Annotated in this window: 19 protein-coding genes, 2 tRNA genes and 1 pseudogene; 6 read left to right on the plus strand and 16 right to left on the minus strand. The window is 58.0% G+C overall.

What is annotated here, in order from left to right:
• Window positions 1–134 precede the first annotated feature (134 nt).
• From rho to DVDV_RS01845, 8 genes are all read right to left on the minus strand, one after another.
• Complete coding sequence (gene rho, locus DVDV_RS01810) at window positions 135–1,382, minus strand: transcription termination factor Rho (protein WP_075353026.1); 1,248 nt, start codon at window positions 1,380–1,382, stop codon at window positions 135–137.
• A gap of 359 nt (window positions 1,383–1,741) precedes the next feature.
• Complete coding sequence (locus tag DVDV_RS01815) at window positions 1,742–2,254, minus strand: CarD family transcriptional regulator (protein ID WP_075353027.1); 513 nt, start codon at window positions 2,252–2,254, stop codon at window positions 1,742–1,744.
• Window positions 2,255–2,415: 161 nt separating this feature from the next.
• A complete protein-coding gene (pth, locus tag DVDV_RS01820; RefSeq protein ID WP_075353028.1) occupies window positions 2,416–3,039 on the minus strand; it encodes an aminoacyl-tRNA hydrolase in 624 nt (207 codons plus the stop codon).
• Window positions 3,040–3,140: 101 nt separating this feature from the next.
• On the minus strand, window positions 3,141–3,731 hold the full coding sequence (locus tag DVDV_RS01825) for a 50S ribosomal protein L25/general stress protein Ctc (RefSeq protein WP_075353029.1): 591 nt from the start codon (window positions 3,729–3,731) through the stop codon (window positions 3,141–3,143).
• Window positions 3,732–3,797: 66 nt separating this feature from the next.
• Complete coding sequence (locus DVDV_RS01830) at window positions 3,798–4,742, minus strand: ribose-phosphate pyrophosphokinase (protein WP_075353030.1); 945 nt, start codon at window positions 4,740–4,742, stop codon at window positions 3,798–3,800.
• Window positions 4,743–4,804: 62 nt separating this feature from the next.
• Window positions 4,805–4,880: transfer RNA gene (locus DVDV_RS01835), tRNA-Gln, on the minus strand.
• A 40-nt stretch (window positions 4,881–4,920) separates the two neighbouring features.
• Window positions 4,921–5,811 (minus strand): 4-(cytidine 5'-diphospho)-2-C-methyl-D-erythritol kinase, encoded by an 891-nt coding sequence (gene ispE / locus DVDV_RS01840; protein WP_075353031.1) that lies wholly within the window; start codon window positions 5,809–5,811, stop codon window positions 4,921–4,923.
• Between the two features lie 60 nt (window positions 5,812–5,871).
• Complete coding sequence (locus DVDV_RS01845) at window positions 5,872–7,332, minus strand: DegQ family serine endoprotease (protein ID WP_075353032.1); 1,461 nt, start codon at window positions 7,330–7,332, stop codon at window positions 5,872–5,874.
• Between the two features lie 404 nt (window positions 7,333–7,736).
• Here DVDV_RS01845 and DVDV_RS01850 point away from each other — a divergent pair.
• From DVDV_RS01850 to DVDV_RS21990, 4 genes are all read left to right on the plus strand, one after another.
• Window positions 7,737–7,813: transfer RNA gene (locus tag DVDV_RS01850), tRNA-Arg, on the plus strand.
• Between the two features lie 408 nt (window positions 7,814–8,221).
• Window positions 8,222–11,215, plus strand: coding sequence for a BPTD_3080 family restriction endonuclease (locus tag DVDV_RS01855; protein WP_075353033.1), 2,994 nt, complete (start codon window positions 8,222–8,224; stop codon window positions 11,213–11,215).
• A gap of 1 nt (window position 11,216) precedes the next feature.
• Complete coding sequence (locus DVDV_RS01860; RefSeq protein WP_075353034.1) at window positions 11,217–13,844, plus strand: site-specific DNA-methyltransferase; 2,628 nt, start codon at window positions 11,217–11,219, stop codon at window positions 13,842–13,844.
• 55 nt (window positions 13,845–13,899) lie between these two features.
• Complete coding sequence (locus DVDV_RS21990; RefSeq protein ID WP_139311477.1) at window positions 13,900–14,988, plus strand: DUF6236 family protein; 1,089 nt, start codon at window positions 13,900–13,902, stop codon at window positions 14,986–14,988.
• Window positions 14,989–15,062: 74 nt separating this feature from the next.
• Here DVDV_RS21990 and DVDV_RS01865 read toward each other — a convergent pair whose 3' ends face one another.
• Both DVDV_RS01865 and DVDV_RS01870 read right to left on the minus strand, forming a co-directional pair.
• The gene (locus tag DVDV_RS01865) at window positions 15,063–15,539 is read right to left on the minus strand and encodes a hypothetical protein (protein ID WP_075353035.1); all 477 of its coding nucleotides are present in this window, start codon (window positions 15,537–15,539) and stop codon (window positions 15,063–15,065) included.
• Window positions 15,536–15,850 (minus strand): hypothetical protein, encoded by a 315-nt coding sequence (locus DVDV_RS01870; protein WP_075353036.1) that lies wholly within the window; start codon window positions 15,848–15,850, stop codon window positions 15,536–15,538. Before DVDV_RS01870 ends, DVDV_RS01865 begins: the two co-directional genes overlap by 4 nt.
• Window positions 15,851–15,892: 42 nt before the next feature.
• Between DVDV_RS01870 and DVDV_RS22620 the strand changes: the two genes are divergently transcribed.
• Both DVDV_RS22620 and DVDV_RS01875 read left to right on the plus strand, forming a co-directional pair.
• On the plus strand, window positions 15,893–16,063 hold the full coding sequence (locus DVDV_RS22620; protein WP_175577043.1) for a hypothetical protein: 171 nt from the start codon (window positions 15,893–15,895) through the stop codon (window positions 16,061–16,063).
• Between the two features lie 482 nt (window positions 16,064–16,545).
• A pseudogene (locus DVDV_RS01875) lies at window positions 16,546–16,917 on the plus strand (Bro-N domain-containing protein); the annotation flags it as partial.
• Between the two features lie 383 nt (window positions 16,918–17,300).
• Here the strand turns inward: DVDV_RS01875 and DVDV_RS01880 are convergent.
• The 6 genes from DVDV_RS01880 to DVDV_RS01900 all read right to left on the minus strand — a co-directional run bounded on the left by DVDV_RS01880 (window position 17,301) and on the right by DVDV_RS01900 (window position 23,170).
• Window positions 17,301–17,798: a hypothetical protein gene (locus DVDV_RS01880; protein ID WP_075353038.1), complete on the minus strand. Its 498-nt coding sequence runs from the start codon at window positions 17,796–17,798 to the stop codon at window positions 17,301–17,303.
• A 9-nt stretch (window positions 17,799–17,807) separates the two neighbouring features.
• The gene (locus tag DVDV_RS21995) at window positions 17,808–18,224 is read right to left on the minus strand and encodes a hypothetical protein (RefSeq protein WP_139311478.1); all 417 of its coding nucleotides are present in this window, start codon (window positions 18,222–18,224) and stop codon (window positions 17,808–17,810) included.
• Window positions 18,225–18,281: 57 nt separating this feature from the next.
• Window positions 18,282–19,094, minus strand: a complete 813-nt coding sequence (locus DVDV_RS01885; protein ID WP_075353039.1) for a terminase small subunit — start codon at window positions 19,092–19,094, stop codon at window positions 18,282–18,284.
• 27 nt (window positions 19,095–19,121) lie between these two features.
• Window positions 19,122–19,775 (minus strand): ERCC4 domain-containing protein, encoded by a 654-nt coding sequence (locus tag DVDV_RS01890; RefSeq protein ID WP_254845193.1) that lies wholly within the window; start codon window positions 19,773–19,775, stop codon window positions 19,122–19,124.
• 273 nt (window positions 19,776–20,048) lie between these two features.
• Window positions 20,049–22,817 (minus strand): hypothetical protein, encoded by a 2,769-nt coding sequence (locus DVDV_RS01895; protein ID WP_075353040.1) that lies wholly within the window; start codon window positions 22,815–22,817, stop codon window positions 20,049–20,051.
• On the minus strand, window positions 22,802–23,170 hold the full coding sequence (locus DVDV_RS01900; RefSeq protein ID WP_075353041.1) for a hypothetical protein: 369 nt from the start codon (window positions 23,168–23,170) through the stop codon (window positions 22,802–22,804). The genes DVDV_RS01895 and DVDV_RS01900 overlap by 16 nt, the downstream gene beginning before the upstream one ends.
• Window positions 23,171–23,409: the final 239 nt, after the last annotated feature.

Consider the following 23,409-nt stretch of genomic DNA (forward strand, 5'->3'; position numbering starts at 1 on the left):
CCACGACTGTGCGGAAACGACCCTGCCCCGGGAACGGGCCGGGGCAAGCGGCAAGGCCGCCGGCACACCGTCCGCCGCCGGGGCAGGACAGGGATTTCTCCCGGGACAGACAGGGGCCGGCCCCTGGAATGGGTCTAGCGATTCATGAGGTCGAGGAATTCGCGGTTGCTCTTGGTGCCGCGCATTTTGTCGAGCATGAATTCCATGGAATCGATCGGATTCATGGGGGCAAGCAGTTTTCGCAGAATCCAGACGCGGTTGAGCACGTCGGTATCCAGGAGCAACTCTTCCTTGCGGGTGCCGGAGCGATTGATGTCGATGGCCGGGAAGATCCGCTTTTCCGACAGATGGCGGTCCAGATAGATCTCCATGTTGCCGGTGCCCTTGAACTCTTCGAAGATGACTTCGTCCATGCGGGAGCCGGTGTCGATCAGGGCCGTGGCGATGATGGTGAGCGATCCGCCGCCTTCGATGTTGCGGGCCGCGCCGAAAAAGCGCTTGGGCCGCTGCAGGGCGTTGGCGTCGAGACCGCCGGAGAGCACGCGTCCCGAGGACGGGGTGACGGCGTTGTAGGCGCGTCCCAGACGGGTGATGCTGTCGAGCAGGATGACCACGTCGATCTTGCGTTCGACCAGCCGCTTGGCCTTTTCGATAACCATCTCGGCCACCTGGACATGGCGCTGGGGCGGTTCGTCAAAGGTGGAGGAAACGACCTCGGCATTGACCGTGCGTTCCATGTCCGTGACTTCTTCGGGGCGCTCGTCAATAAGGAGTACGATGAGGAAGACGTCGGGGCGGTTGGCGCTGATGGAGTTGGCGATGGTCTGGAGCAGCATGGTCTTGCCGGTGCGGGGCGGGGCGACGATGATGCCGCGCTGGCCGTGACCGATGGGGGCAAGCAGGTCGATGACGCGGGAGGAGAAGTTCTCGGCCCCGTTTTCGACGACGAAACGCTTGTCGGGATACAGCGGCGTCAGGTTGTCGAAAAGGACCAGATTGCGCGAGGCCTCGGGCGGGGCAAAGCCGATCTCGCCGACCCGAAGCAGGGCGAAATAGCGTTCCCCTTCCTTGGGCGGCCGGATCTGGCCGGAGATGACGTCGCCTTTGCGCAGGCCGAAGCGGCGGATCTGGGAGGGGGAGATGTAGATGTCGTCCGGGCCGGGCATGTAGCTGTACATGGGCGAGCGCAAAAATCCAAAGCCGTCGGGCAGGATTTCCAGCACCCCCTCGCCAAAGATGGCCCCGTTTTGGGAGGCGCAACTTTGCAGCAGGGCAAAGATAAGCTCCTGCTTGCGCATGCCGTTGGGGTTTTCGACATTGTACTGGACAGCCAGGTCCATAAGCTCAGGCATGCTTTTCAGCTTGAGCTCGGAGAGGTTCATGGAGTTGCCCTCCATGAGACTGGACTTGACGGTCGAGGGTTGTAGGATGTCGTCGCTTTCGATGGGATCTGAAAGCACTGGGGCAGGGGTCGGCTGCGGAGTACGCCCACGGCGTTTAGGTGCGTTGCTCACAAGAATAGCCCGGCGCAGAAATGCGCAGAATTGATAGTGTGTAAAAGCCCGATTGCGTGAGTTCGTTACAGCCGTACTCTTTTGGAGCGGGGAGTAACTCGCTAATTTACGGGGACCAGGGTAGTGGAGGATAGACCGGCATCGGCCTGAAACGATCCATATACTTTTTCACGGGACTGTCAAGCGCGCCGTGAGTGTTCCTGGGACAATAGCCTGGGATCGCGACGCTATTCTTCAGGTTTGGGTTGGAGAACGTCGGCAAAGATCTCGTTGATGATGTCTTTGATGTCTTGCTGCTCTTTGCCCAGCGCCAGGGCCAGTTCAAGAGTCAGCAGGCTGGTGGCCTGTTCGAGCAGCCGCCGTTCGCCAAAGGAAAGTTCCTTGTTCTGGCCGATAAGCAGCAGCTCCTTGAGCACGTAGGCCACGTCGCCCAGATCACCGCTTTTGAGTTTTTCGGAATACTCGCGATACCGCCGGTTCCAGTTCTGGCCGGTATACCCGGTAAAATCGGAGCGGTCCTTGAGTGATTCGATGATGGCCTGGCCTGCATCGGCGGAGCACAGGGCCCGAAGGCCCACGTTGGCGGCATTTTTCACCGGCACCATGAGGGTGACGTTATTGCTGAGGATACGCACGATGAAAAAGTCAGCCGAGGCGCCACCGATGACCTGGGTCTCGATGCGTTCGACCCTGCCCACGCCCTGGGCGGGATAAACGACTAGTTGATCCTCGGAAAACACCGGGCGACTCCTTTGGGATAACGCGTGCAGGAAATCTTGGCACGCCTGCCGTCTTGAATTTAAAATAGCGCACTTGTCCCGCTGTGTCCATGTATTCCGGCAACTGCCGGCAAGGGAACGTCGGGACCGGTTCCGGGGGTGGGCTCAAACCGGGCTGCAGGCTAGCCGGTGGCTGCGTCGAAGCCGCCAACCCGGAGTTTTGCCGCCTCCAGGCCGTCTTCAAAAAAAGTCATGACCCCGTCCACGGCGGCCGGCACAACGCGGCGGACCGTGGCGGTTTCCTCGCTGCGAAACGGTTCCAGCACATAGCCGGCCACGTCGCGTCCTGGCTCGGGCCGCCCGATGCCCAGGCGGAGGCGCACGAAATCCGGGCTGCCAAGCTCCTGGGTGATGGATTTAAGCCCGTTGTGCCCGGCGTTGCCGCCGCCGCGCTTCAGCCGCATCCGCCCCAGCGGCAAATCGAGTTCGTCGTGGATGACCAGCACGTCTTCAGGGGCGAGCTTGTAGAAATCCAGGGCGGCGCGCACGGCCCGTCCGCTCAAATTCATGAAGGTCAGGGGGCGCAGGCAGGCGAACTGGGCATAGGCCCCGCCGGGCAGCACCGGCAGGGATACGGCCACGGCTTCCAGATCCTTGCGTCCGGTCAGGGCGGCCTTGGGCGCGCCGCCAAGCTCCCGGGCGCGCAGAATCAGCGCATCCAGGGCCATGAAACCGAAATTGTGGCGGGTGGCAGCGTAGCGCGGGCCGGGGTTGCCCAGGCCGACGATGAGGGCGGAAACAGCCATGGAAGTGGGGGGGCAGCGGCGGCGCTATCGCGGGAAAAATGGGCGGAGTGCGCCGGAAACGCACTCCGCCCGCAACACGCGAAAACGGTTCGTCGGGCCGGCTAGGCGCCTTCGACCGGGGTTTCGGCCACGGCGGTAAGGATGCCGACCACGGCGTAGTTCTTGTCGTAGACGGCCTTGACGCCTTCGGGCAGGGTCACGTCGGCGATATGGACGTTTTCATTGATATCGATGTCGGTGATATCGATGACGACCTTGTCGGGAATGGCCATGGGCAGGCAGACGATCTCGATGGTCTCGCGGTAGATCTCGAGCAGACCGCCCTTGACCTGGCCCTTGGCCTTGCCCACGACTTCCACGGGCACGAAGACCTCGATTTCCTTGGTCAGGTCCACGCCGTAGAAATCGACGTGGGTGATCCGGGGCTTGGTGGGGTGGTGGACGACCTTCCAGACCAACGAGGGCTTGGTCTCCTGGCCGCCGTCGGACTCGATGAGCAGATCGAAGACGTGCGCGGAAGCCGTCTTGGAATAAAGCTTTTGCAGGGGCAGGTGCTCGACCATGACCGGGATGTTGGCACCCTTGGTGTCGTAATACACGCCGGGAACCAGGTCTTGGGCACGCAGCTTGCGGCAGGCGCCTTTGCCGAGGCCCGCGCGGGTCTTGACGGCGAGGGACTGGGTCTGACTCATATCGGGTATCTCCTTTGCGCCCTGGGGCGAAACATGTTTTTCAATCTGGCCGTGCGTCGCCCGTGGTCAGGTAAACAGCACGCTCACCGACGATTCGGTGTGGATATTGTGGATGGCCTTGGCCAGCAGGCCCGCGATGGACAGGACCTTGATCTTGGAGCAGGCCTTGGCCTTGTCGTTTAAGGGAATCGTATTGGTGGTCACGATCTGGGTGAAAGGCGAACTTTCCAGGCGTTCGATGGCCGGACCGGACAGCACCGGGTGGGTGGCCGTGGCCATGACTTCGCGTGCGCCGTTGTCCAGGAGCACCACGCCGGCCTGGCACATGGTGCCGGCCGTGTCCATCATGTCGTCGAGCACCACGCACAGCTTGCCCTTGACGTCGCCGATGACGTGCATGGCCTGGGCCTGGTTGGGGGCGTCGCGGCGTTTGTCGATGATGGCCAGGCTCGCTCCCAGGCGCTTGGCAAAGGCCCGGGCCCGTTCCACGCCGCCGGCGTCCGGGGACACCACGCACAGGTCGGGACCGGAAAATTCCTTGAAGTACTCGGCCATGATGGGCGCGGCAAAGAGGTTGTCCACGGGCAGGTTGAAAAAGCCCTGGATCTGGCCGGCGTGCAGGTCGATGGTGAGCAGGCGGTTCATGCCGGCCACGGTGAGGAAGTCGGCCACGAGCTTGGCGCTGATCGGCGCGCGCGGGGCCACCTTGCGGTCCTGGCGGGCGTAGCCGTAGTAGGGCACCACCGCCGTGACGCGCCGGGCGCTGGCGCGTTTGAGCGCGTCAAGCATCAGGCACAGTTCCATGAGATTGTAGTTGACCGGATAGGACGTGGACTGGACCACGAAGATGTCCGAGCCGCGTACATTGGCCCCGACCTCGATGCGGATTTCCCCGTCGCTAAACGTGCCGACCTTGGCCGGCAGCAGGGTGCAGCCGAGATGGTCGCAAATGGCCTCGGCCAGTCCGGGATTGGACGTGCCGGTCAGGATTTTCAGATCGCCTTGCGCCATGCCAACCCTCGGGTATTGTGGTGGTCTGCCGGTGGCGGCAAACCGTTTGTGACGGAAAAATCTGGCTGGGGCGGAAGGACTCGAACCCTCGAATGCGGGGACCAAAACCCCGTGCCTTACCAACTTGGCGACGCCCCAACATGAACATCAAAAAAAACGAGTGCCCCGGCCCGCGCCCTCACAGCGGCGCAAGATAGGCGCGCGGACCGCTTCCCGACAGGACCGCCAGAGCCAGGGTGGCTGTCTGGCGTTGCCGGAAAAGCCCGAACACAGCCGAGCCCGTTCCCGAAAGAAGCGCGCCCGCCGCCCCCAGGGCCAGCAGGCGCTCCTTGACCCGTCCCAGTTCGGGATGGGCGGCGAAGACGACAGATTCAAAGTCGTTTCGCATGGGCGCACCGGTCACGCAAAACGCCCTTTTAGAGGCGTCAAATACAGTTGTCAAGAGGTCTGCCCCGTGTTTTTGCGGCAAAGTCCTGGAGGCGTCCAGGGCGGCGTAGGCCCAGGGCGTCTTGACGCGGCTTGACGGGCACACCACCACGGCGCACCAGCCGGCCAATCCGGGGTCGGCCGGGAGGAGGGTTTCGCCCACGCCGGTGGCCGTGGCCGGGCCGCCCAGCAGAAAAAAAGGCACGTCCGCGCCCAGGGTCAGGGCCACGGCGGCCAGATCGGCAGGGCCCAGGGAGGCCTCCCCGGCCCGGTCGTTGAGGTAGCGCAACAGTCCGGCTGCATCCGAAGACCCGCCGCCAAGCCCGGCCCCGTGGGGGATGTGTTTGGTCAGGTCGACTTCCAGGCGCGGCGAAAAGCCCGTGGCCGTGCGGTAGGCCCGGTAGGCCCGCACCACCAGGTTGTCGTCGGTTTCCAGTTCCGGAGCGGAGCAGGTGAAATCAATGTCCCCGGCCTCGTCGTAGCGGCGCACCCGCATGGTGTCGGCGGGTTCGGGCAGGGGCAGGAAAAACGTGTCGATGTCGTGGTAGCCGCTTGGCCGTCTGGCCCCCACGGCAAGGCGGATGTTCACCTTGCAGGGGACGGGAAAAACGGTTTCCTCGGCTGGGATGGGGGGAGACGCCATGGTGTGGGCCTGTGCGTTCCCCGGTCCCGGGGGACCGGGGAACGCTGTGTTGTCGCGTGGTTACTTCGAATCCGTAATGGGCACGGTGCGGAAAACGGTCTGGCTCTGGCGCTTGATCAGTAGCATGACCACGCCCTTTTTCTTGCCGTCCTCGCCCACGATCTTCTTGAAGTCCTCGGGAGAGGCCACCGGGCGCTGGTTGATTTCCAGGATCACGTCACCCGGGCGGACATCAGCCTGCTCGGCTTCAGAGCCGTCAGCCACTTCCGTTATCAGCAGCCCCTGGGCCTTGTCCATGCCCAGGGCCTTGGCTTCCTTGGCCGACAGGCCGCGCACCGACAGGCCAAGGGCGGAAGCGCTCTGATCGCCTTCGGCGTCGGCGTTGTCGTCGCCCTGTCCCGGAGCGTTCTGGGCCAGCTTTTTGGCGTCGCGCTCACCCAGGGTGACGCTGACGGTGACCGGGGAACCCTTGCGGGTGACCGACAGTTCCACGGAATCGCCGGGGCGGATGGCAGCGACGCGGCGCAGCAGGTCATTGGAGTTCTCGATCTTCTGGCCGGCCACGGCAGTGATGACGTCGCCGGTCTTGATGCCGCCCTTGGCCGCAGGCTGCCCTTCAATGACCGAGCTTATAAGCGCGCCGTTGGTGTTTTCCAGGCCCAGGGCCTTGGCGGTGTTCTCGTCGATATCCTGGATGGTGACGCCAAGCCAGCCGCGCTGAACCTTCTTGCCGTCGCGCAACTGGGCAATGACGTCCTTGGCCATGTTGGACGGAATGGCGAACCCGATGCCCTGGCCCGAGGCCACGATGGCGGTGTTGATGCCGACGACCTTGCCGTCGAGGTCAATGAGCGGCCCGCCGGAGTTGCCCGGGTTGATCGAGGCATCGGTCTGGATGAAGTTGTCAAAGGGGCCGGCCCCGATGATGCGGCCCTTGGCGCTGACAATGCCGAGCGTCACGGTATTTTCCAGGCCAAAGGGGTTGCCGATGGCCAGGACCCATTCGCCGACCTTCATCTTGCCCGAGTCGCCGAACTCCAGGAAGGGCAGGTTGGACTTGCCGTCGATCTTGAGCAGGGCCAGATCGGTTTCCGGGTCGCGGCCAATGATCTTGGCGGCCAGGGCCTTTTCGTTGTGCCGGAACTGAACCTTGACCTCGTCGGCGCCCTCAACCACATGGTTGTTGGTGACGATGAAGCCGTCGGCGGAGATGACAAAGCCGGAACCCATGGAGCGCTGCTTCTGGCCCTTGCCGTTGCCGCGGCCCTGGGGTCCGAAGTGCTTTTCGAACTGGTCGAAAAAGTCGTCCATGGGGCCGCCGCGCTTGCGGAACTGTTCCAGAAGGTCACGTCCGCCTTCCTGGGCCTTGATGGTTTTGGTGGTGGAGATGTTGACGACGGCAGGGCCGTCCTTGTCGACGAGTTCCGTGATGTCGGGCAAAGGGATTCGAGCCTGGGCCATGGTTGTCCAGGCCAGGAAGAGGAAGGCGCTTACAAGCGGGGTGAGGAAGCGTTTGGCCATGAGGAACTCCTGTGTTCGGGGACCGCGAGCCGTGTCGGCCGGGTGCCCCCTGGTCGCTGTATCCGTTTGTGTCGACGAAGCGGCGAATGCGGGATTATTCGTCCTGTTATACGCCGGTTGAAGCTGTTGTAAACCGTGGCCTGGACACTGCGCCTGTGCCCGGGATGTGGCGCAGGGACCGAGGCCGGCGGCTTGGTCTTGTCCTTTTCTTGACAAGAAGCTGTGGGGGAAATAGTAAAGTTTGTTTGGCGCGCGTCAATTGCCTGTTTTCGCGGACAAAGCCGGAAAATCCAGCTTTGGTCATGAAAAAAAGTCGTGTAAAGTTGGCGTGTTGCGTTTATTCTTCCGATGATTGGCCGATGCTAACTGAAGGAAGCATGAACATCGTTTCATGCATATACCGTGCTCCCGTAGCTCAGTAGGATAGAGCGATCGCCTCCTAAGCGATAGGCCGTGCGTTCGAATCGCGCCGGGAGCACCATAAAAATCAAGGGGTTAAGCCAGGGTGGCTTAGCCCTTTTTACGTTGAAAAGTGATATGGCCCCGCTCTGGCCCCGCTTTTGAAGGTTATGGTGAGTGAAGTTGAGTGGAGATTGCCCGAGTCCGGGAGATTGGGAAGCGGCCCATGGGGGGCAGTCCTTCTTGCCGAGGTCCGCAAGGCGTCGGATCACCAGTGCGGCTTAAGCCCGAAGTGAGGGCGTGATAGAAGTCTGAGTAATTGTGGGTCCCCTGGCCGGCAACGCAAGGACGTCCCTTGCCATGAATACCCTTGCCGCTGCCGAAGCCCGGCCCCGCCTGCTATGGCAAGGATTATTCCCGACCGGCGAAAAACCTTGAATGCCTCAAGGCCTATAGGCTACAGGTTTTCGCACATCGTACAGGGGGGGCTATGGAACAGGTCGTTATCGAGAATCCCGTCATCAATTCGCCCTTTACCGAGCCTGCCCGCCATTTTCGGTTCACAGACGAAGGCATCACAAACGAAATTGTCGAAGAACGGCGCATAAGCTCTTATTTCGTCCCTATCCCCAAGCCCAAGAAAAAGGGCCGCCAGCTTTCGCTTCTCGCCGATACGGAGTGGACACAGGACCGTATCGAGGAAAACAAGCTCGTCAATGAAATCCGGCGCAAGGTCGGCCTTTGGCGCAGGGGCGGTTATGCCGGCGTCACGCCGGTTACGGCCCGGCTCCTTGCCTATTGGACTGCCCCGGAGCGCGAAAAGAAGCTCTTTTTCTGTCAGATTGAAGCCCTTGAAACAGCCATTTACATCACCGAAGTGGCCCCGCGCTTTGGCGACCAATGGATTGGCAACGGTCTTCGCGAGGCCAACGACATGTCCAATCCGGGTTTGCCCCGCATGGCGCTTAAAATGGCCACGGGTACGGGCAAGACCGTCGTTATGGCCATGCTCATCGCTTGGCAGGCGCTGAACAAGTTCGCCGCTTCGCGTGACGTCCGCTTTTCCGACACCTTTTTGCTCATCGCCCCGGGCATCACCATCCGCGACCGGTTGCGCGTCCTTATGCCCAATGATCCGCAGAACTATTACCGACAGCGCGACATCATCCCGAGCCAGTCTATAGAGGAATTGGGGCAGGCTAAGTTTATCATCACCAATTTTCACGCCTTTCGGCTTCGGGAAAAGGCGTCTGTCGGGAAGGTGACCAAGTCCATTCTGCCCGATGGTGCTACGGCCTTTCTGGAAACACCTGACCAGATGGTCCGCCGTGTCTGCCGCGATCTTGGCAATAAGAGGAACATCATCGTCCTTAACGACGAGGCCCACCACTGCTACCGCCGCAAGCCGGACGGTGAGGATGAAAAACTCACGGGCGATGAGCGCAAGGAAGCCCAGAAGCGGGAAGAAGAGGCCCGCATCTGGATTTCCGGCATTGAGGCCGTCAAGGCCAAGATCGGCGTGAAGGCTATTTTTGATCTTTCCGCCACGCCGTTTTTCCTTCGCGGGTCCGGGTTTTCGGAAGGAACGCTCTTTCCCTGGGTGGTCTCTGATTTCTCGCTCATTGACGCCATCGAGTCCGGCGTCGTCAAAGTGCCGCGCGTGCCTGTGGCCGACAACTCCGTCACGGGCGATCAGCCAACCTACCGCGATTTGTGGCTTCGCATCCGGGAAAACCTCCCCAGGAAAGGCCGCAAGACCGAAGCCGTGGCCGGCGAGCCAAAGCTTCCGGCCGAGTTGCAGGGAGCTTTGCACAGCCTGTATGGCAACTATGAGAAGTATTACCGCCAGTGGGAACAAAACGAGGATGCCAGGGCCAAGGGGCTGACGCCGCCGGTTTTCATCGTCGTGTGCAACAACACGAACGTCTCAAAGCTGGTGTTCGACTATATCGCCGGCTGGGAAAAGCCTGTGGGTGAGCAAGTCCTTGCCCAGGCCGGGCAGCTTCCCATCTTTCGCAACGACGATGGGCAGGGCGGCTGGCTGCATCGGCCCAACACGATCCTTGTGGACAGCGAGCAGCTCGAATCCGGCGAGTCCATGAGCGCGGATTTCAAAAAGATTGCCGCCAGGGAAATCGACGAATTCAAGGCTGAATACTGTTTGCGGTTTCCCGGGCGCGATGCGGACAGCCTTACCGATGAAGACCTTTTGCGCGAGGTCATGAATACCGTCGGCAAGGCCGGCAAACTGGGTGAGAACGTCCGGTGCGTGGTCAGCGTGTCCATGCTCACGGAAGGCTGGGACGCCAATACCGTGACCCATGTTCTCGGCGTCCGGGCTTTCGGCACACAGCTTTTGTGCGAACAGGTCGTCGGGCGGGCGCTGCGGCGCATGAGCTACGCGGCCGATGCCAACGGCTTTTTCGGGGTGGAATACGCCGAAGTGTACGGCGTCCCCTTTTCCTTCATCCCGTGCAGCGGCATCCCCAAAGACCCCAAGCCCGGCCCGCCTCCGACCCGGGTTCGCGCCCTGGATAGCCGCATAGCCAGCGAAATCCATTTTCCCCGGCTCCTTGGCTACCGCTATGACCTTCCCGGCGAAAAGCTCACGGCCACCTTCTCCGACGCTTCCGGTCTTTCGTTGTCTACTGCCGATGTTCCCACCAGGGTTGAGAACGCACCCATTGTCGGCGAATCCAGCTTTCATACGTTAAATGCGCTTAAGCGCCGTCGGGAAAATGAGGTTGCCTTCCGTTTGGCCAAGCTGACCCTTGAAAAGTATTTCCGCGACGACGAGGGCCACGACCGGCCCTGGCTGTTTCCGCAATTGCTGGCCATTTCCAAGCGTTGGCTGGAAACGTGCGTGACATGCAAGGACGGGACGTTTCCGCAGTTGTTGCTGCTGATCGAATTCGCTCATGACGCGGCCGACCGCATCTATAAGGCCATTGTCCAGTCCAGCGAGGGAACCCCGGCCCTCAAGCCGATGTTGCGCCCGTATGATTCCCTCGGGTCAACGCGGTACGTTGATTTTGACACCACGCGGCCGGTCTACGCCACCCGCGCGGACAAGTGTCATATCTCCCATGTGGTGGCCGACACCGGTTCCTGGGAGCAGAAAGTCGCCCAAACCCTTGAGGACATGCCGGAAGTGGTGCGCTACGTGAAAAACCACGGCCTGGGTTTTACCATCCCCTACACCCTGGCTGGGGAAGAGCATCAATACACGCCGGATTTCATCGCCTGCCTGGAAGACGGCCTCGGACCGGATGATCTTCTCAACCTCATCGTCGAGGTGACGGGCGAGAAGAAAAAGGACAAGGCCGCCAAGGTGGCTACCGCGCGGACGTTGTGGATTCCGGCCGTGAACAACCACGGCGGGTTTGGCCGTTGGGAATTTATTGAAATCGTTGATCCGTGGAATGCGGAACATTGCATCAGGACGTATCTCGAAACGAAGACGCAGCCCACGGAGGGGAATTAGGATGGCCAGGAGCAGCAAGACCGGAGACAAGGCGGCCGTGGGCGTGTCCAGCATCCGCCACAAGGACAGCCGCACCAACATCCCCACCGAAGAGTTGCGCGATTTCGTTGCCGACGAGGAAAAGGCTCCCAAGACCATGCTGTACCCGCGTGATCCGTCCCTTGACCCGCAGCTTGTCTGGAAGGGCAAGGACGAGCAGGACCGGGAAGATTTGGCTGTGCCGGTTGTGCCTGTCTACATCCAGGAAAAGATACATCCGCAAGCGATCATTGACGCCATGCCGCGCAAGGACAAGCCCGGCGGAGCACAGTGTACCCTTTTCGCCGACTTCAACGGCATCGGCGACGATTTCGAGAAGAAGGTGGATTTCTACCACCACAACCAGCACTGGTCGAACCGCATGATCCTGGGCGATTCGCTGCTTGTCATGACCAGCCTTGCCGAAAAGGAAGGCCTCAAGGGCAAGGTGCAGACCATCTATTTCGATCCGCCGTACGGCATCAAGTTCGGGTCAAACTGGCAGGTCAGTACCCGCAAGCGCGACGTCAAAGACGGCAAGGTCGAGGACGCCACGCGCCAACCGGAGCAGATTCGGGCGTTTCGAGATACCTGGAAGCTGGGGATACATTCGTATTTGGCGTATATGCGGGATCGGCTTGTGACGGCGCGGGAGTTGCTTACAGAGACGGGGAGCATTTTTGTTCAGATAGGGGATGAGAATGTACATCTAGTGCGGTGTTTGATGGATGAAGTTTTTGGAAGTGAAAACTTCATTCTGACAATTGTTGTAAAGAAAAAAGGTGCTACAACTCCAACAGATCCAGTTAATGATTATCTGTTATGGTTTGGCAAGAGTCGGAGTCAAGTTAAAGTACGTCAGTTGTTTGTTGCACGAAATGATCCTGAAGATGATCCGAAATTCAATACGCTTATTTCAAAGACTGGCGAGCACAAGAGGGTGAAGAGTTTAGCGAAGGATAAAATTGATAGCCTTGTCGCATTGGGATGGCGTTGGGCTCGCGTAAATTATCCGATTGTAAGCCAGCATCCTGATGTAAAACGTAGTCGTGACTTCGAGTGGGACATGAAAAAATTTTCATGTGGGTATAATTCTCAATGGAGATTTGATGTAGACACTGGAATGCCACGACTTGCTCTTGCAGATAGGTTGTTTGATGGGGGAGGGAGTTCTTTAGGAGGGGTCCTGTATTGGCAGGATTGGCCATATATCGCCTATTCAAATCTATGGGATAGTTTTCACGGCGAGCAAGAAATTATCTATGTCGTGCAAACAAATAGAAAAATAGTTGAGCGCTGCATCCTCATGACCACAGACCCCGGCGACCTCGTCCTGGACCCCACTTGTGGCAGCGGAACGACCGCCTACGTGGCCGAGCAATGGGGCCGGCGCTGGATCACCACCGACACCAGTCGCGTGGCCCTGGCCCTGGCCCGCACGCGCCTGATGGCCGCCAAATTTCCCTATTACCTGCTGGCCGATTCCCCCGAAGGCATAAAGCAGGAAGCCAAGCTCGCCAACCTTTCGCCGTCGCACCACCAGACCGAACACGATATGCGCAAAGGGTTTGTCTACAAGCGCGTGCCCCACGTGACGCTCAAATCCATAGCCAACAACCCGGACATCCACGAAGGCATGACCCGCGAGGCCATCGACGAAGCCATCGCCCGCCACGCCGATACCGAAATCCTTTATGACCAGCCCTACGAAGACAAAAAGACCGTGCGCGTGGCCGGTCCCTTCACCGTGGAAAGCCTGTCGCCGCATCGCATCCTTTCCCCGGCCGACGCGGACCTCGACGGCACAGTCACCGAGGAAGAGGGCAGGCGGCAGCAGGATTTCGCCACCATGATCCTGGACAACCTCCGCAAGGCCGGCGTCCAGAACACCAAGAAAAATGAACGCCTCGTTTTCGACCGCCTTGACCCCTTCGCCGGAACCTGGATTCAAGGCGCGGGCGAATATACCGACGCCGACGGGCAGGTGCGCCGCGTGGCAGTCTCCCTCGGGCCGGAACATGGCACTGTCAGTCCGCAGCACGTCAAGGAAGCGGCCAAAGAGGCCGTGCAGGGCATTGGCTTTGACCTGCTTATCGTGTGTGGCTTTGCCTTCGATCCCCACGTCTCCGAGGAAGCCAAACGCTACGGCTCCATAACCGTGTTGCCCACGCGCATGAACCCCGATTTGGCCATGGGCGATGAACTGCTCAAAAAGACCGGTGCGGGCAACCTGTTCATGATCTTCGGCGAACCGGACCTGGACATAGAGCAGAGCAAGGACGGGCAAATCGTGGTCCGCATCAAAGGCCTGGACGTCTACGATCCGACCACGGGCGACATACGCCCGTCATCTGTGGACGACATAGCCTGTTGGTTCATCGACACCGAATACAATGGCGAAAGTTTCTTCGTGCGCCACGCCTACTTTACCGGCGCGGACCAGCCCTATGAAAAGCTCAAGAAGGCGCTGCGCGCGGAAATCGACGAAACCGCCTGGGCCGACCTCTACAAGACCGAAAGCCGCCCGTTCCCAAAACCGGAATCAGGCAAGATAGCCGTGAAGGTCATCAACCATTATGGGGATGAGGTGTTGAAGGTGTACGCGATTTAACGATATAGTTTGTGATTTGGTAATTTTTTTCTAAGAGCTGAACAAAGGAAGATATATGAACAATTCAGCGCTTTATTATCCATACATGGTTTTTAATAGTGCGTCTTGGCTGAAATCAATGGCGATGTTCTATGAAAATATTTATAGAATAGTGCCTAATGGAATTATTCCTGAAGATCATGAAGAGCTTCAACCTCTTTTGGAAGATGGAGCTATTGGCCGCATGATTGATCCGTCTCAATATTCTCATGGTGCTGCTGATAAATTCCTTAACAAAATTTCAAATTGGCATGCTGCAGCACTATCGCATAATGAAAATGATAAGCAAAAAATAACAAGGATACATAGGGACAAGACAGATGAAAGAATTAGAATGCTTTTCGATTCGTTAGGTTATGGAGAAAGTCAGGAGTGGATCGATGTCCCAACAGATTTGGCATCTAATTATATGCTTTATCTGGCAAACGAGATTGGGTATGCGAATAGGCTTGATTTGATTACGAACGAACTAGCTCCATGGACAGCCACTAATTACTTTAATATGAATGGTGGCCTTGATGATTTTATAGCCCCTTATGGGAAAGGCGCGGAAAACCCTTTTGGGCTTTTTTGCTTAACAGTAAGCGAAATATGTCCCATTAATATTAATGAAATTCCGGCTGAAGATATTGTTAATTTTAGATATAAAAGGAGGGATGAGATTGATGCTTTCAAGAAATCTCTTAATGACTTGTGTTTGTCGCTGAATGGCGTTGAAGACGATGTTGTTTATTATGATGAATTAGAAAAACTTGTTGGCTTGGTTAAGAAGGCACATGCGGATTATAAACAATCGGCAGACATAATAAGGGCTGGAGGATTCTGTGGTTTTTTACTCCAAGGATTCCCCGGAGCGCTTGCTCTCGCGAATGTTTTAAAATTAGAACCAGAGGTGATGACAATCTTGTTTGGGACTGCGCTTGCGGTTGGTGGATTGTATAACTACAGTAAAAGTAAAAATGATTTAAAATTACTAAGACATAACAATTCATTTTCTGTCTTGGCAGATATTGAAGAGGACTTCTCAAATTACACATCGCGCAGAGGGGGTGGGGATGTGAATTTTGCAGCTTATAACAGCATGGAGGAATATGTTAATGATTGAAGTGGTGGCAGACAAATAGGTTTTCTTTTTTCTGCGCATCCTTTTTCACAACGCAACAACCTTCCCTCCCCTTTTTACGAAACAAACTCCCCCTTGGGCGTCACGTCGATGGTTCCGTCCCCGGCTTTCCCGCGCGCTTGCTGCATGGCGCGAAGTTCCCCGAGCGTCCGGTACAGGCTGCGTTCGATGGCGGTTTCGTAGCGGGTGAGCAGCACCAGCTTGTCGGCCACGTTGAAGCGGGCAACAAATTCGCCGTAGGGATCATGGCGGGCCTCGGCGCTCAAGCCGTTGCCCATAAAGCCGGCCTCGAAGCGCATCACCCGCCGCAGCCGCCACAGGCAAAGTGCTGCCCGTTCCACCAGCAGCGTTTCCAAGCTCCCGACCGGGTTTAAATCAGCTAGAAGCGATTGCCGCAAGGCGGTCAGGTCGGCCTTGCGCTCGCCAGGGAGCACCAGTTCCTTGGACGTCAGCCCGTGCGTGACCGCGTTGGTGGCCACAATTGCCTTCCCCTCGGCGGTCTTGGGGCCGCCAGTCCTCATGCCGTCATTCATAGGAAACGCTCCTTGCGTAATGTTTGCCGCACTTCCCTGGTGGTCATTCCGAGTTCCGCCCCGATCAGGGCGCAAAACAGGTTGGTTTGCCGGCGGTTTTCCTGGCGCGACTCGTAGGTCAGGCCGCCGCACTCCCGGCAGACGAAGAGCTTGCCGACAAGATAGAGCTTCGCGGCCCGGCGACCGCAGCAAGGACAGCAAAACCACCACCGCCAGCCGAAGGTCAGCCGGGTTCGGTCCAAATGTACCCGGTAGTCCAGGGGATCGGTCGCGTTCCAGGTGTAATGCAGCCGGATATAGGCCGGTTGCACGTCGCACCGCGTTTTATAGCCGATGCTGGCCAGGGGTTCCCCATGGAATGGATCATCGGCGGCATTGTCGCGCTCCTCATCTTGGCCCTATTTTGCATGCCCATCTGGAAAGCCAAGCATCGCCCTGGCAGTGTCCGCGGCGACTTCCGCTTTGACAGCCATAAGACCGGCGAGTTGTCCAAGCGCGGGTTGTTCGACAAGACCAAATGGTGAGGCCCCTGGCGCGGCGTTTCTGCCGAGTGGCCGAGTACAAATTCTTACCCCGCTTTCGCGCCCTTGCCCGGAGAGGTAAAGGAATCTGTACGATCTTCGGAAGACCACCATGTATAAATGACCTCACAAGATAGTCGTAACTTGTTAGAATTACGTTAAAAATCATGTCGCCAGTAGCCAGCCCTCTCTTTGGCACGACTTCTGCTTTATAGAATTAACCTTCCTCTGAATGAACATTTTCGAAAAAGGCTTTTTGGGTGGCTCCCAGAAGGCCTTTTTCATTTCGACCTTGCCAGCGGCACCGCAGACCGAGTGTTTCCGCCCTCTTCTAAAATATTCGTCTGCCCCGGCTCCCCGTGGATGGCCGCCATGTTCTTTCCATCTGCGGGTACAAGCCCCTCAGGTTGGTATAAAATCCTGCACTCGGTTAGTACCCACGGGGGACAGGCCGGCAAAAAGAAAGCGGTCGCGCCGTTACGGGCGAGGACGGTAGTGCGTGGTTTGTGGCGAAGGACGTTTGCGATGTCTTGGAGCTTACCAACCCGACCGAGGCCCTTCGCGCCCTGGACGACGACGAGAAGAATACCCTCAGAGTTTCTGAGGGAAATTGTGGCAACCCCAATATCAATATCATCTCCGAGTCTGGCCTCTACAAGCTGACCTTCCGCAGCAACAAGCCCGAGGCCAAACGCTTGACGAAGTGGGTCACGTCCGAAGTCCTCCCCCTTATCCGCAAGACCGGCTCCTACTCCGTGCCCTCGGCCACGGCCTCAGACGCGAAATTTCGGCCATTTTCGAGGCCGAAGAAGGCCAAGACGAGACTCCCGGCAAACCCGTCAAATCGACGGGATTAAGCAATGCCGGCGCGTTACGCCTCTGACCTGACCTCAGTAATCCTGATGCCGGCAACGATTCCAGCATGTTACTACCCTGCCGGGGGACAGATGGGGGACAGGCGAGAGGAAGACGACCAAAGAACGAACGGGCTACGTTAAACTTAAGTCGTCAGGGCAAAGAGGAGGTCTATCGCCGGTTTCTTGGCCTGCTTCTCGGACTTATCCGTAGACTTGCGGAGGCCGTCCAAGGACTCCTTGGCCGACTCGGCAATCTCGGAAAGCTCCCGGAACGCGCCCCAAACCGGCCCACCGGCAGCAAGCTGGCCCGCCGCGTCGGTGATGTCGCTGCCGCCCTTGCCCTTGCCGGCGACGGTCTTTGCCTGGTTAAAAAGCGTTTTGACCTACCCGAAACGGGCCGCGTTTTCCTTCGAGGTCGCAGCAAAACGGCCCTTTTCCCTGTAACGGTTCAGGGCCTCGGCAGACTTCGGGCCGGTCGCCAGCTTCTTTTGCTGGCGTACCAAGTCGGTGTTGGCTTTCTTCTGCGCCTCGGCCGTGGTCTTCGCCGCGCCCTGCACCGCTTCGGACAACTGCGCCGCCGTGTTTTCTAAAGCCGCCTGGAAGCCTTTTGTGACGCCACGCGCTACGGCATCGGCCGTCGTTCTGGCCGACGCAGCGACGTTGCCAGACGCCCGGCTTTTTGCGGTCGCTTTGGCTTCTCGGTGCGCCTTTGCGGTAGAGGAGGGGGGGGAGGAAAGCGCACCGGCTTGGTCGCCGCCCCGGCTTGGTTTGGCGGCGGAAAGGAGGCGGGTATTTCGTTCGATTTGTTTGAGGACGGGAACCACGTCCTTGTGGTCCCCGCCAGAAGCAAACGGAAAGCCGAAATCGTCGTCTATCGGCATTTCTTTTACTCACCGTTGTGCAATTTGTGTGGAATCAAGACACAGATCAATTTCTGCCAACGTACTGGCCTGCAGCTTATGATATTTATTTCGATGCTTAAACGCTTCACGTTCATTTACTTTGGAGAGTTTTTTCAGAGCATTCAAGAACTTTCTCTGTTCTTTTCCAACGTATTGAGAGCGGTAAACGATGTTATTGCACTTTCTGCAGGCTAAATTGTTTCGATAATACAAAATGCCCACTCGCTTATCGCACAAAGGACAAATAAACCAACGCCTAAAGCCTCCAAAGTGGAGGCTTTGTGCTGTTGTTGCCATTTTAAAAACAGTGTCGCCAAATCGTATTGCGACTAATTTCTTGGCGTTTCTGATCTCCAAAATAGAGATGCGGACAACGTCATCGGAGAATTGAAATTTTTTGTTCATGTCGAAATTAATTCGAAAGTTAATTATTCACGAAATTTTTCGATGCCCGGCATTGCGTCACTCCGGGTTCGCGTCGAAGGCTTTGTTCGTCGTGCCGAGGTCAGACTTCAGTTCTCGGACTTCTGCTTGCCGGGCCGGGAGGAAACTCTCTTTTTCGTCTTCCACCTCTTCCAGGAGCTTCCGTCTTCTCGCTGCAATTTCCTCGGGCGTCGGAATGTCGATTGCTACTTCCTGCTTCACGGCCACGGCGATTTCAGGCCGCGCCAGAAGCATTTTGATCGTCTCCGGGAGGGGAATCCCCTCGGCATCCAGGTCTAAGGCGGCCTCGGCCGGCGACTTGACGCCGTTGCGAACGTCGAGGAGGGCCTGTCTTTGCTGCGGATGGGGTTTCGTGGGGAGCGTAGAGTTTTTGTTCAATATTCCGGCGACATCTACCAATAGTCGAGCGTAGTTGTGTCGGTCGTGCAACGTAACAATCGTTTTTCCGCCGATTGTTGAAATAGATTTTATCATACTTCTTGATCCACGTGACATTGTTTCTAAGTCATTTACAACAACTTCCCCATCTTTTACTTTGTACACTTCAGAGGGATCGAATGTTGCAAGGTCGTGTATCATCGAAATTAATGGCCATATTCGGCTGTTTAGCTCGTCGCGCCAATTGTTGTTGTAATCTTTGATTGCTTCTTTGACCGATGTTTTGTTGAGAAGTCGCTTGCATATTTTCTCGGCCTCCTTCTCGTTTTGGGGATTGAAGCCCGCTTTAGCAACGAGCGCGATCGGTGATTGTTTTGGGTCGCGGCAGTATTCCAAAACAAACGCTTCTTCTTTCTTTTTTGTAGCCATTGTATTCTTTGTTGTGCGGCTCATAATTCGACTCCGTATTAGGTGTGAAGGTTACGAAACAACCAGAGACGACGGGGGGTGGGCTTTCGTCAGAGCGACGGCCGCGTACCGGCGCTCGACCGTCCGCAGAAAATGGCGCAAGAAGCTGTAGGTGAAACGCTCTGCCCCGCGTCGATCTTGAGCAAAGTAGAAGGTCAGGCGATACCGGCACATGAAGGCCACCACGCTTTCGTAAGCAGCCTTCGGATTGAGGGCGGACCGGTACTGTCCAAGCGCCAAGTCGGCCATGGGCGATTCAACCACCACGGCGGCGGACTCGAAACCGCGCAGACGCTCAAGTTCGCGCTCGAAGCGCTCCCGTTCCCTGCCGAGGCAAGCCACCAAGTCGGACAAGCTTTTGCGCTCCACGGCCACCAGGGATTCAAGGCCGTAAAGGCTGTAGTCTCCAGCCTGCAAGGTTCCCGGGGCGACCTCCGCGTCGTAGCCATGAAAATGGAATGGTGCTTGCTCCCGGGAATCAATCACGATCCGCATGACGCCCCCCCCCTGGCGCTTGGTCTTGCTGCGCTTGTTGTCCAGCTTACGAGATATTTTGTTGCACCACGCAAGAGCCTCACGTTCCTTTCTGGCCTCGGCGTCAGTGTCCAGGGCCACGGTCTGGTTGGCTACCTGTGCGCCATGCCGGATCATGCTTGAATCATTCATATTTACCTCAAAAGGTGATGGCATCACCGTTTCATCACCCTAAAATAACCGTCAAAACGCTGAAATAACTAACTATCACCTTCATCACCGTTTTGGGAGACACCCCCCCACTATAAGAGGGGTCGCGAGAGAGGGCAGTGCGGGAGGCAGGGAGTCTCTTACGTATAGTGTATCTTTCAAAAGGGTGATAAAGGTGATAGTTCATAGTTTACAATATGTTGAGGGTGATGAAAGGGGTGATGTAGGGGTGATGAGGGGTGATGCCCATAGTTTTCAGTTGGTTAACGACTGATTTGCCCACTCTTCGGGGACATCCAGCCCTTTTTCCAGCATCGCGGACACGTTTAGGGTGATTCCCTTCCGCGACCGCGTGCCCATCCAGATGGACCCGACACCAAGGCAGTAGCCTTCTCCCTGTACCTGCTTTCGGAATGTCGCCTCCGGGATCACGTCGCCATCGAAGCCGTGGACTCGTGCCCATTTAGCAAAGACCGGATATGACCCGGCCACATGCAACCGGAGGTGCTGCCCATCAGTGTAGTAATGTACGTCAGATTCCAGATGATCCTGGAAAGCGAACTCCCGCCCCTGGCTGCGCTCAGTGAAAGCCGACATGCGCCCCATAGCCTCCAGGATGCGGTCCACCGCTGACTTCCTGGGACCGCCATCGTCCGACGTGCCGGCCAAAATCGCGGCGTCAACAGGAGCGGCGTCGAAGGTCATGCCAAGCACCTCCCCCAGGACACCCAGGCCGAAACGAACCACGGCGGCGTTGTTCCTGGGCCGGTCTTCCAGCGAGGCGTCAACGTCGCGCCAGCAGTCACGCAGCAGGCCCGCAACGGTTTCCTTGTCCATCCGCAACGCGAACTCCAGGACAGTGCGACCCAGGCGATCCAGGGGCAGGCGTTGCATCTTTTGGAACCCGGCCCGATATGGGGCACTGGCCCGGCGAGTCATTGATACGTTGACCATCCGATCAAGAATGGCGGTCTCGGTGAAGCCGGTCTCCCCGAGGATGCAGACCGGGGCTTGATAGCGGTAGGAGCGCATGGACTGGTCTGCCATGCCACGCTGGCCCTCAAAGGCGTTGTAGCTGTCACGAATGAGGTTTGAGACAAGGTTTTGCTGCTTCTCCGACATTCGAGAAGCCTTGTTCTCTTCAAAGACCAATGGAATGGAATTGCTGCCGTCCACGGCCCGCATGAGTGTAAAGCGGGTTTGCTCACCAAGCGCCCTCGCTGCACCATAAAGTGCCCAAATGCCCGCCACCACTGCATTGACCGTGGACGTTTTACCGGCCCCGGCCTCGCCTTCGACGCAGATTAATGGAAAGGCGTCAAGAATTGCCCGGATGACCGGCGCAAAGAAGCAGGCGACACTCCATCCCAGGATGAGAAGCACCACTTCGGGAGCATTGAATCCGGTGATGTTCTCGCGGATGGCGGCCAGATCGTCGGAGGACGCGGCCTCAGTGCTCAACAGGCGGCAGGGCGTCTGAATCTCGTTGATGTAAACCAGATCGTCGGCCGGGCCTTCCGGGGTCAAGCCGCCCTCGCTGGTGACGAAGGTGTTGTCCTGAAATCCGGCAGTACGCACGCCGCGCCGTTGGGCCATTGCCTTGCCGGCCAGGAAGCCGCGCACGAGTTGTACGTCTACGGCGGCACCGGTAAAGATGAACTCCCGGCCGGGCAGCACACGCAGGAATTTTTGCGTCGAGGTCCAACAGTCGGGCGGGAGCATGACTTCCCGATTAACTGCACCAGCAACCAGATCGGCTCTGATGTATTCGCCTTCCCCGTCCACGCTGATGGCCTCTATGGGACGAAACAAGAAGCTGGTGACGGGCTTGAATTCGGCCTCGCCTTTGTCGGTGAACTTCACCCGGCACAGGCGGCCGTCGTGCTCCACCAGTGGGCTGGCGTGGCCTGGGGTGTCACTGCGGGTATGGTCTGCAATCGTGATGGGTTCGGCCTTGCCGTATTCCAGCCCGTCCCGAATCGTCTGCATTGCCGCCGCAATGTCCTGAGCACCGCTGTCAACGACTGCCTGTCGCAATGCTGCCATGGCCGCGCCTTCATCTATGTAGTGTAAATACCCACCAACGGTTCGGGCCGTTTTTAGGCGCATGTCGTGTTGGTCGCCGGGTTTGCTCCTGCGGATTTTCTCGCAGGAGGTTTGCAAGACTTTCTCGGCGTATTTCCGCTTGCCCGGCGAGGCGTCCACGGTTGGCTGGCCTCCGCATGAAGCGCCCGACTGGCCCTTGGCTCCAGGTTCAGGCCGTTTCAGATTCCATTCGGTAATGATCCGGTCGAGATCGGCTTCGGTCAGACGCTTGATACCCTTGAGAGCCGCCACCTGATCCGTGAACGGTTCCATGGTCGAAGGGTCCAACAGAAGCGTGAAACCCCTTTTTACGGCCGCGCCCTGGTACGGCATCGCTACCAAGTTCCCAAGGTCGGCCCCGCCGCGCAACTGATCTTGCATCGGGATTAAACGGTCGAAACTACCCAGTTCCGCGTCATCGGCCAGAACTTGAGCCTCTTCAAGCAGAGCGAAGTACACCGGTCGGGTCTTCCAGGCGGGCACAGGCGCATCAAAAAAAAGAACCCCGTGGAACCCCGCGCCCGACCTTGATGTAAAGATGTAGAACGCTAACTCTTGGACTTCGGCCACTTCGCTGACGGCCAGCACGTCTTTCTTTGGGTCACGGTCGCCCCCGTGATTATCGAAGTCGCCCACGATAAAGTTGCACATGCCACCGGCCAGGAGCGGGTAGCAGCCGAGAACCTCCCGGCCGTCCAGATGCTTTTGAACCAGATCGTCAGTGAGTGGCTGGTATTGTTTGATGCCGCAGTGCTTGCAAAGGCCCCTGGTCTCGCCGCCTGTCTTCCTAGCCCTGGTTATGGGGCACTCGACAGTCTGGCGCACACTGCACATGGGGCTATAGCCGGCCCGACCACCGTTGAACTCCCATCGGCGCGGCACAACATCCTGCCGGCCATTGTAGAGGGACCGCAGGAGGGGAATCAGTTCGGCCCGCACTGACAAAGCTCCTTTCTTGCGTCCAAGAGCCATGCAGTGACGGCCGTTGCTTTGGGGCTATTGTTGTGTTTGTCGGGATGGGCCAAGAAGATAAGGTCTTTGATATGTTCGCCAAGGCCAGGGAAAGCGGCCTTTTCGGATAGCTCCATCTCTAATTGACGACAGCGACTGATGTAGTAGCTGAGCTTTGCGCGTGCTTCGTCCAACTCCATCTTGAGTTCAGCGACGTGCGACTGGTTGCCAGACTTGCTTTTTCCCTTCGATTCAAGCCAACAGTCAACGCAGATTTTCTTCCAGGGTTCATCCTTGCAAAACTCGGACCCGCAGCGGGGGCAGCGAACATATCGGTTCATATCCGCGCCTCCATCAAGGCCCGCAGCATCCGAGCCGCCTGATCCAGGGCCGGGAGCCACAGGGTCAAACGCTCAGCCCAGAAGCCACTGACGAGCAAGCCGGCAAGGGAACGGATTCGGAAATAGATGCCTGAGAGGTTGACGCAACGGGTCAAGGATGTAAGGAAGGGGGTGTCTGTGCCCCAAGCATTCCCAGTTTTTACGCCGTTGCCCGGGCCAGGATGACGGCGTTTCTCGTT

This window comes from Desulfovibrio sp. DV, from assembly GCF_001936595.1.
In the GTDB taxonomy this organism is placed as follows: Bacteria; Desulfobacterota; Desulfovibrionia; order Desulfovibrionales; family Desulfovibrionaceae; genus Solidesulfovibrio.